This window comes from Gemmatimonas sp. (assembly GCF_036405635.1).
Taxonomy (GTDB): Bacteria; Gemmatimonadota; Gemmatimonadetes; order Gemmatimonadales; family Gemmatimonadaceae; genus Gemmatimonas.
Window position 1 is genome coordinate 1 of sequence record NZ_DASWXE010000162.1, and the last position, 8,913, is coordinate 8,913.

The window sequence follows — 8,913 nt, forward strand, 5'->3', positions numbered from 1 at the left end:
CCAGCACTACGGCGTTGTCGGTCAGCCTCATCACGTGGGCCTTCGACACCATTGTCCGTTGTGAGAGGCCGGGTCTTGAAAAGAGACCAATCGGTCGTTTTATTGAATTCATGCGACAATCCAAAGGCGAACTCACCCGACAGCGGATCGTGGAGACCGCCGCGCCCGTGTTCAACCGGCGTGGGTTTGCCGGCGCCAGCATGACACACCTCATGGAGGCCGCCGGTCTCGAGAAGGGCGGACTGTATCGCCACTTCGCGAGCAAGGACACACTGGCGCTGGCCGCATTCGATCATGCGGTGCGCCTGGCCGGCCAGCGTATCCGCCAATGCGTGCTCGAAGGCGGCCCCACGGCGGCAGGCCGCATGCTCGGTGTCGCCCGCGGCATGGCAACATCCGGTCTCGACCCCGCCGTACCCGGCGGGTGCCCACTGCTCAACACCGCCATCGAAGTGGACGACCCCTCAATCGATGGCGAGAATGCCGTGTATCCCGAACTGCGCATCCGCACCCGTCGGGCCATGAACGATCTGCTACGCGTCGTACGTCGTATCGTGGGTGAGGGTGTCGCCAGTGGGGAGTTCATCGCCGAGGTGGATGCCGAGGCCGAGGCCAGCCTGCTGGTGGCCACGATGGAAGGCGGATTGCTGTTGATGCGCCTCTATGACGATCCGTCGCATCTGCACTGGGCGCTGCAGCGCGTCGAAGACCGGGGAGCGCAACTCACCCGGAAACCGCCGCGCACGCCGGTGGTGCCGGCGAAACACCGACGATCGCGCTGAAATCCTTGGAATGTCCGTGATCCCACTGCACGTCAACAAAGAGACCGTTCGGTCCTTTTACGCCACGGTCGACATCGGCCCCCGTGACGCCGATGCCAACCCCTCTCATGTCCGGTCGAGGATTTGTGTCATGTCTCATCTGAAGCCTCAGGATGCGGTGATCGTCGAAGCGCTGCGCACGCCGCGCGGCCGCGGCAAGCCGCTCGGCAGTTCCCGTTCAGGCGCATTGGCTGCGGTGCACCCACAGGAGTTGGCCGCGCAGATTCTCGACGCCACCGTGACACGCGCCGGCATTCCGGCACGCGATGTGGACGACGTGATTCTGGGCTGCGTGACGCAGGCCGGTGAACAGGGAGCCAACATCGCACGCCACGCGGTGTTGAGCGCCGGCTGGCCCGTCTCCGTGCCGGCCACCACACTCACTCGTGCCTGCGGCTCGGGTCTCGAAGCCATTCACATGGCGGTGAACGGGGTGCTGGCCGGCGCGCATCAGGTGGTGCTGGCTGGCGGCGTGGAAAGCATGTCCCGTGTGCCCATGGGCAGCGATACCGCGCGCATCACCGATGGCAGTGGCTCAGATGGCGCGGATCGCAGTGGTGTGGGCGACGGTGGCAATCCGCATCTCCGCCGCCGCGTGCGACAGGTCCCGCAGGGGATCAGCGCCGATCTCATCGCCACGCTGGAAGGATTCAGTCGCGCCGATGTCGACGCGTTCGCCCTGCGCTCACAGCAACAGGCGGCGGTGGCCATTCGCGAAGGGCGATTTGCGCGCAGTCTTGTTCCGGTGCGGGATCCGGAGAGTGGGCAGATCGTACTGGACGTCGAGGAGTATCCGCGCGAAACCTCGCCCGAAGCTCTCGCTTCACTCTCGGCAGCCTTTGCGTCACTTGGCGGAAAGTCGATCGGTGACGGGCACACGCTGGACGAGCTGGCACTCACGCAAGTGCGGGAGCGTCTGCTGGCCGGACTCAGCGATGAGGGTGCACGTATGCAGGCGGCCGTGCAGCAGGCGCGCGCCATCACCCATGTGCACACCGCTGGCAACTCCAGCGGCATTGCCGATGGCGCGGCGGCGGTGTTGGTCGCCTCTCGTGACTATGCGTCGGCGCATGGCCTGCGCGCCCGCGCCCGCATTCGCGCCATGGCCACCGTGGGCAGTGACCCGGTGCTCATGCTCACCGCGCCCACGCCCGCTTCACGGCTGGCACTCCAGCGCGCCGGCCTGTCGGTCGGTGATGTGGATCTGTGGGAGATCAACGAGGCCTTTGCCACGGTGCCACTGCGCACCATCCGCGATCTCGGCATCGACCCCGAGCGCGTGAATGTGAACGGCGGGGCAATTGCTCTGGGACACCCGTTGGGCGCGTCGGGTGCGATGCTGCTGGGCACCGTGCTCGATGAGCTGGAGCGTCGTGGTCAGGCCATCGGTGTGGTGACGCTGTGCATCGCCGGTGGATTGGGCATCGCTGCCGTCGTGGAACGCATCTGACCTCACCGCTCATTGCCCAAAGCCCAAAGCCCAAAGCCCAAAGCGTACTATCTCACAACATTCGAGGGCGCCGGAATCCCGGCGCCCTCGTTTGTTTTGACTCAATGCTACGCTGGCATTGTCGCCAACTCAGGCACGCTCGCGACGCGCCATGAACAACAGCACGCTGGCACCGGTCGCCAGCAACACCAGCGACGAAGGCTCGGGGACCGCCGTGCTCGTGAATGTCGCGTCAAAACGGGCATCGATCATCGTGTCGCCGGCCCATTCCCAGTCCGTCGACGTCAGGTCGCCGATGATCGCACCGTTGTTCGTGTAGACCAGCGCGCCGTTGGCATACGGATCCGGATCGCCGAAGATCGCGTCCATATCCGCGGCAGCCGTACCCGGCAGGCCGTTGAGACCCACGATGCTGAGGAACGCGATGTACTGCGTGCCGGCGTTCAGCGACAGGCTGGACGTCCCGAACGTGAACTGCTGCGACGCCACCGTCGGCCCAACACGCTCTTCGCTCGAGTAGAGCACGTTGGTGGCCTTCGTGCCGTCCCACTCCGCCACGTACGCCTTGAGGCGCAGCCCCGCAGACGCATGGTCGGTGGACGGCGACAGCCAGAAGGAGAAGTCCTGCATGTAGCACGTGAGCGCACAGATGGCGTCGTACGGACGCGTGAACGTCTGGCCCATGGCCACCGTGGCGCCACCGGGCAGCGTGCCGAAGGGGCCCATCGGGAACGCCTCACTGGCGCTCCCGATGGTGAGAGACGTGCTCTGAGCACCAGCCGCAGCCGGTGCGATGGCCGAGCCCAGCAGGGCCGCTGCGGTGGCCGCGAGGGCCACCGAGCGAGCGAAGAAGTTCGGCTTGCGGGAAGTGAACATCGTCAGAGTCGGAAGGTTCGTGGAGAAGGACATCACTGCACCGTGATGGTCAGCGTTTGCGTGGTGCTGGCACCGCTGCGATCGGTCACGCTCACGGTGACCGTGTGCGAGCCGGCCGTGGCATACGTGTGCGGACGCAGGAGCGGCGCGGTCGGCGCAACGGTGGAGACGAACTGCGTGTTCGGCGTGCTGTCTCCCCAATTGATGCGCACCGTGTACGGCGCGCCCTTGGTGCTGCTGAACTTCACGCCGAGGCTGGCCGACACGCCCGCCGTCCACGACGCGGGCGGCGTCACGGTCAGCGACGGATCGTTCACGACCGGCGACGTCAGCGTGAGACCGATCAACACCGGGTCGTGATCCGACGAACGGAACGCGCTGCCATCGGTGAGCGAGGCGATCTGCGCGGCCGACTTGTAGTCGGTGTTGTAGTCCAGGATGTTCGGTTCGTCGGCGTTGATGTGCCACGACGTCACACCCGTGATCTGCGCGGCGATCGACGATGAGGCCATCGCATGATCGAGGTAGCCCCACTGGCCATCGAACGCGTAGGAGTAGGCGTTCGGGCCGATGCGCGACTCGAGCAGGTCGATGAAGCCGGCGTTGCGGAGCACCATGATGGGATCTTCCTTGGCGTAGGCGTTCAGGTCGCCGAGGATGAGCACATCCGGGTCACCGGTCCCGGTGGGATCGGTGGTGAGCCAGTTGCGGAGCTGTGTGGCGGCCGCGACACGCACGGCGTTGCAATTGGCCTGACCGTCGCCTGCATCCGGTGCGTTGCAGGCGCTGCCCTTGCTCTTGAAATGGTTCACCACGGCGATGAAGCGCGCGCCATCGGCCTGCTGGAACGCCTGCGCCAGCGCCGGACGATTGCGCGGCGCGCCGTCGCCACCATTCACAAATGCCACCGTATTGAGCACCGACGTATTGCCCACCGGCGTCACACGGGCCGGCTTGTAGATCAGGGCCACCTTGATGGCGTCCGTACCGAGCGAATTGGTCTGGCTCGTGGCCGCGTCGGCGTTGATGAACGCGTAGGTGTTGGCGCCGGCCTGCGCGTTCAGCTGCGCCACGAGGTGTGCGATGGCGCTGTTCGCGCCGTAGCCATCGTTCTCGATTTCCACGATGCCCAGCACGTCGGCATTGAGACCCATCAGGGCCGAGATCGTCTTCGGCACCTGGCGGTTGAACTCCGTCTGGCTATCGGCACCGCGGCAATCGGTGGAACCACCGCCCACACCATACGTGCAGCCGCTGAACGAGTTGAAGTAGTTCAGCACATTGAACGACGACACACGCAGCGTACCACCGACGCTCGTCGGTGCCATCGGACGGGCGTTGGTCGCGACAAAGTTCGGCACACCGCCACCCATCGCGCCGATGGGGCGCACGCGGTAGGCATTGCCCGAGGCTTCGTTGCCCGACCACGTGTAGGTCATGATGCCCACGATGCCGGTCGCCACGTCACCACCACGCAGCGTGTTGCTGGCGCTCAGCGGGTTGCCGCCTCGGCCGAACACGATGGGGTCCGGGTTCTGATCGTTCGTCGCGTCATCGATGATGATGCGACCGAGATTGTTCTGCGCCTGCAGGGCCGCCGCGGCCGCGCCGGGCGCCACCACGTTCGTTGGCTGCATCTGACGCGCGTTCACCGACATCACCACCTGACCAAAACGGCCCAGCTGGAAGTGTTCGGTCACGTACAGCGACTGCGGCAGGCGCACCAGCATGCCTTCATAGCGCTCGAGGAAGGTGCTCGAGGCCACCGGGAAGGTCACGTCGGTCGGCGTGATCGTCGCGCCACTGCTGCACACCGTGATGTCCGTGACGTTGCTGATCTGCGTCTGTTCCTGGAATTCACCGGCGGTACCCGTCACACGCACCACGTCGCCCAGCGACACACTGTTGTTCGTGTTGTTGAATACGAACAGGCCGTCGGACGTGGCGGCGTTGCCGTCGCCCGTCTGGTCCTGGATGTAGAAGCCACGCAGCGCCGGCTGCGCGCCTTCGAAATCACCCACCACCACCCCCTGCGTGGTGACGGTGCCCGTGATCGCCGCACTCGCGCCGCTGCCCTGAATCGCGTACGTGGGCGTGAAGCCCGACGAGCAGGTGTTGCCGCCCAGCGTGGAGAAGTTGAGCACGTGGTTGGCCGTCATGGCGACCGTCGGATTCGCCGCATCCACCACCTGCGCCGCGACGATGGTCACCGTGCAGGCTTCACCCGCCGCGAAGTCAGTGGTCGGGTTGAGGGTGAAGCTGCTGTTGGTCGTGCCACCCGTCACCGTGGCCGCATGCGCGCCACTGTTGGTGCAGCTGATGGTGTACCACGTACCACTCACCGTCACCGGCATGGTGAATGTCACGGCGATGTCCGAGGCGGCAGCCACGTTGCCCGCGCCCGCCGTCGGCGTCGTGCTGCTCACCGCCGGCGCCAGGGTCACCGTGCCGCAGGTGGCCGTGTGCGCGCCCAGTCCGTCGATGTTGTCCGTCGCAAAGCCGTCCCATTCCGTGGCCGGATTGAACGCGTCACTGCTGTTCGCGTCGCCGGTGCAGATGCTGCTCTTGCGGCGCAGCGTATTGTCGGCCGTGCTGGTGAGCCCCGTGCCCCATTCGGTGCCAGGGTTGTTGCCGATCTGTCCGATCACGTCGAGCGTGGTGTTGCCCTTCACGAGTGAAACGGCGTCATTGCCATTGAACCAACCCGCGGAGTTGGTCTGGTTGGCCTTGGCGAGGATGCCCGCATTGGCCGAACCATGCGCGATCACGAACACACCACCCGCCGGCACCGTGCCCGTCAGGTTGATGGTGACATTGGGCGTCACCGCACCATTGTTGTACATCAGCACCTTGTACTGTCCGGCAGCGAGATCGATGGCGGATCCGGTGCCGTTGTAGATCTCGAGGGCCTTGTTGTTGCTGCTGCCCTCGATGTACTCGGAGAAGAAAAGCTCGGTGGCCGCGCTTGCGACATCGAGACGCGGGGCCGGGATCTCGGGTACGGCCGAGGTCGGCATTGGACGGTCCGCGCACGCCGCCAGCATCGCGGCAATGACGGCGGTGGGAAGCACGCGCCAAGAGCGCGTGAACAGCTTCGGGATATGCATGGAGGAGGCCGGTAGGACGTGGAGGTCGGTCAACCGGCGTGCAAGTGGCGCGTTCCCTGATTTGTACACAATCGACGTTGCCATTCCGTTGCGCGTTCGATTCTTCGCGCGCGCCCGTCGTTTGCAAACTGCCGCGCGCAGTCGGCAGAAGTGAAGCGGATGCGCCACGCCCGCAGTCCATTACTCCTGGCGATCCGGTGCGTGACGGCTAGCGCAACAGTGCGCGCAACAGCTCCGGCATGGCGTGATACTGATCGATGTGATCGGGGCCGCTGTTCCCCGCGTACCCCTGCAGCTCGAAGCGGCCCTTTCGCGTGAGGCTCAGACGCTGTGTACCACGCGGCCCCCACTCCAGCACCGGTTTGCGCGACAGCCCCACGGCGCGCAACAACCAGTCCGCCGTTTCCGTGGTGCTGGCAAACGTGCCGGGAAAGATCTCGGTATGGGTCACGAGGAATCGGGTCTTTCCCTGAATCGCCAGGCGCGCAAAATCCGCAAACGCGGTGAGGTTGTTCGTATCGAGCGCACCACCGAGCGCGAACACCCGGCCCTCGGGCACATACGAGGTGTGCATGCCATCCAGCAACAGCACGCCAGACACACGATCACGGTGACGCGGCTCGCGCAGGATGCGTCGGATGGCCCCATGCCCCGCCGAAAACCCACTGAGCGTAATGCGGCCTGCGTGCGTGGCCACGCCCAGCGATGTGGTGACGGCGCGGTCGACGGACGCGAGCAACGAATCGAAGGCCGCAGGATCGGCAAACGATCGATCATATACGCCCGATCCCGCGCCGAGATTCAGCACGGCCGCCACGGTGCCGTCGTTCAGTGCGGCCACGGATTGCTGGGCCACCCAGGCCGCGCCATGAAAGTGAATCACCAGCGCGTACGGATCGCGCGCCTTGGTGCGGCGGCCGACCCACACCTCCATCGGGCGACCAGCGGGGCCTTCGATGGTGTCCAGTCGTCCGCCGAGGTCGCGTGCCGTCAACCGAGCGTGCGCCCGCGTCGATTCGTTCATCGGGGACGGATTCTGGGGCGCCGGCGGTGGCGTCGTGGACGCCTGCGCGGCAAGCGACCCGGGTATCCACAGCGCGGTCAGCGCCCACAGAGCGAGCCTCACGGTTCGACGCAAAGCGCGAGGATATGTCGGAGATATCATCTGGGCCTATTCCCTGGTGCCCGGCCGGTTTGCATGCGCAACGGTGCCGGTACACGATGCGTGATCTGGACGCGTCAGGCCAATCCTTCGAGGAGATAGGTCGGACGCACCTCATTTCGCGCGGCCAGCACATTGCCGCGTGTGGTGACACCAGTGAGCACGATAGCCGATGCGACACCCACACCCTGCGCACCGGCAATGTCCGTATGCAGCGTGTCGCCGAGCATGACCACATCACGCGTGCCGATGGCATCCAGCGCGGCGTTGAAGTGAATGGACGATGGCTTGCCAAGCACCTCGAATTTCGGTGCCTCCTCATGCAGCAGCACTTCCAGCGCCTGCTCGATCATGCGCGCGAACGCACCCGCCGTGAATCCGAACCGGCGCACGCCGGACGGATAGATCAAGTCGGGATTGGCGAGAATCAATCGCGGTGTGCGGCCATGGTGATGCGCCTCGAGAATCATCGACAGGATGTCGTCGAGTGAGTCGATCAGGTCGATGTTGCCTTCGTCGGCAATGACCACCGCATCGGCGGGATCTTCGGGTGTGGGGTCGACCACCGTGGCGCCGACTTCACGCGCATAGTTGGCCGAATCTTCGGTGCCGAGCACCACCACACGCCCGTTGGCCAGTCCGTGCGCTTGCAGCGTGGGCCCGATCATCATGCCGGATGACAGAATATGGGCCGGCTCAACGGGAACGCCGAGTCGCGCGAGACGCTGCGCGGCACGCTCGGGCGAACGCGAAGCATCGTTGGTGACCACGAGGAATGGCTGGTCATGGCGCTGCAACAGACGCACGGCATCACCAGCCCCGGGCAGGGCACCGGACGCATTGACCAGCACACCGTACGCATCGAACAACACGGCCGCATGCAGCGTCCGCAATTCGGCAAAGGGAAGTTCGCGAGGCATTCACGTAATATGGCAGACCTGCGCGACCGCCTGCAGTTGCCTCGGCCTGTCGCTAGAATCGCACGATGGCCACGCGCCAGTCGGACGTGAATGCGCCCCTCGCCTCGTCGGTGGGAGCGGTGCGCGCCCAGTAGCCCAACTGGTTCACCTGCTGCATCGCGACGAGATCGCCCACGAGCTTGTCGCGTTCGATGTCGATATTGTCTTCCACGCGATGCGTGAAACCGCGATGCTCACGCGACACCACCACGCCGATATCGTGCGTGGCCGCTGCCAGCCACACGGGTACGCCGGCGATGGTGCTATCGGTGCGCCACATGCGCACATGGTGGCGCTTGGCGAAGGTGTCGGTGACGCGCTGAAACACCAGATCGGGATCGCGCCCGAACATTGTCTGCGCCGACACCGGCTGGTGCGTATACCCCTCGGCGGCCGCAGCGCGCACGAACGTCTCGAAGTCTGAGCGCGTGGACATGCGGGCCGGTGTATCCCAGCCGGCCGCGACAAACGCCGCTTGCACCTGCGCGTCGGTGCCCACGAGCATGACGTTCACGAAATCACCTGGCCCACGTCCGCC

General features: G+C 65.4%; 7 protein-coding genes. 2 read left to right on the forward strand and 5 right to left on the reverse strand.

Translation table 11 applies throughout. The features are described 5' to 3' along the window. The first annotated feature begins 110 nt into the window (after window positions 1–110). Both VGE27_RS13095 and VGE27_RS13100 read left to right on the forward strand, forming a co-directional pair. Window positions 111–782, forward strand: a complete 672-nt coding sequence (locus tag VGE27_RS13095; RefSeq protein ID WP_331050113.1) for a TetR/AcrR family transcriptional regulator — start codon at window positions 111–113, stop codon at window positions 780–782. 130 nt (window positions 783–912) lie between these two features. After that, complete coding sequence (locus VGE27_RS13100; RefSeq protein ID WP_331050114.1) at window positions 913–2,271, forward strand: acetyl-CoA C-acyltransferase; 1,359 nt, start codon at window positions 913–915, stop codon at window positions 2,269–2,271. Window positions 2,272–2,400: 129 nt separating this feature from the next. Here VGE27_RS13100 and VGE27_RS13105 read toward each other — a convergent pair whose 3' ends face one another. The 5 genes from VGE27_RS13105 to VGE27_RS13125 form a co-directional block, all read right to left on the reverse strand. Beyond that, a complete protein-coding gene (locus VGE27_RS13105) occupies window positions 2,401–3,147 on the reverse strand; it encodes a PEP-CTERM sorting domain-containing protein (RefSeq protein ID WP_331050115.1) in 747 nt (248 codons plus the stop codon). 32 nt (window positions 3,148–3,179) lie between these two features. Then, entirely contained in the window at window positions 3,180–6,254 is a 3,075-nt protein-coding gene (locus VGE27_RS13110) for an ExeM/NucH family extracellular endonuclease (RefSeq protein WP_331050116.1), read from the reverse strand. Between the two features lie 208 nt (window positions 6,255–6,462). Then, window positions 6,463–7,278, reverse strand: a complete 816-nt coding sequence (locus tag VGE27_RS13115) for a hypothetical protein (RefSeq protein WP_331050117.1) — start codon at window positions 7,276–7,278, stop codon at window positions 6,463–6,465. A 215-nt stretch (window positions 7,279–7,493) separates the two neighbouring features. Beyond that, a complete protein-coding gene (locus tag VGE27_RS13120) occupies window positions 7,494–8,336 on the reverse strand; it encodes an HAD-IIA family hydrolase (RefSeq protein WP_331050118.1) in 843 nt (280 codons plus the stop codon). Window positions 8,337–8,388: 52 nt separating this feature from the next. Beyond that, on the reverse strand, window positions 8,389–8,913 hold a 525-nt coding region (locus VGE27_RS13125; RefSeq protein WP_331050119.1), incomplete at its 5' end, for an LssY C-terminal domain-containing protein.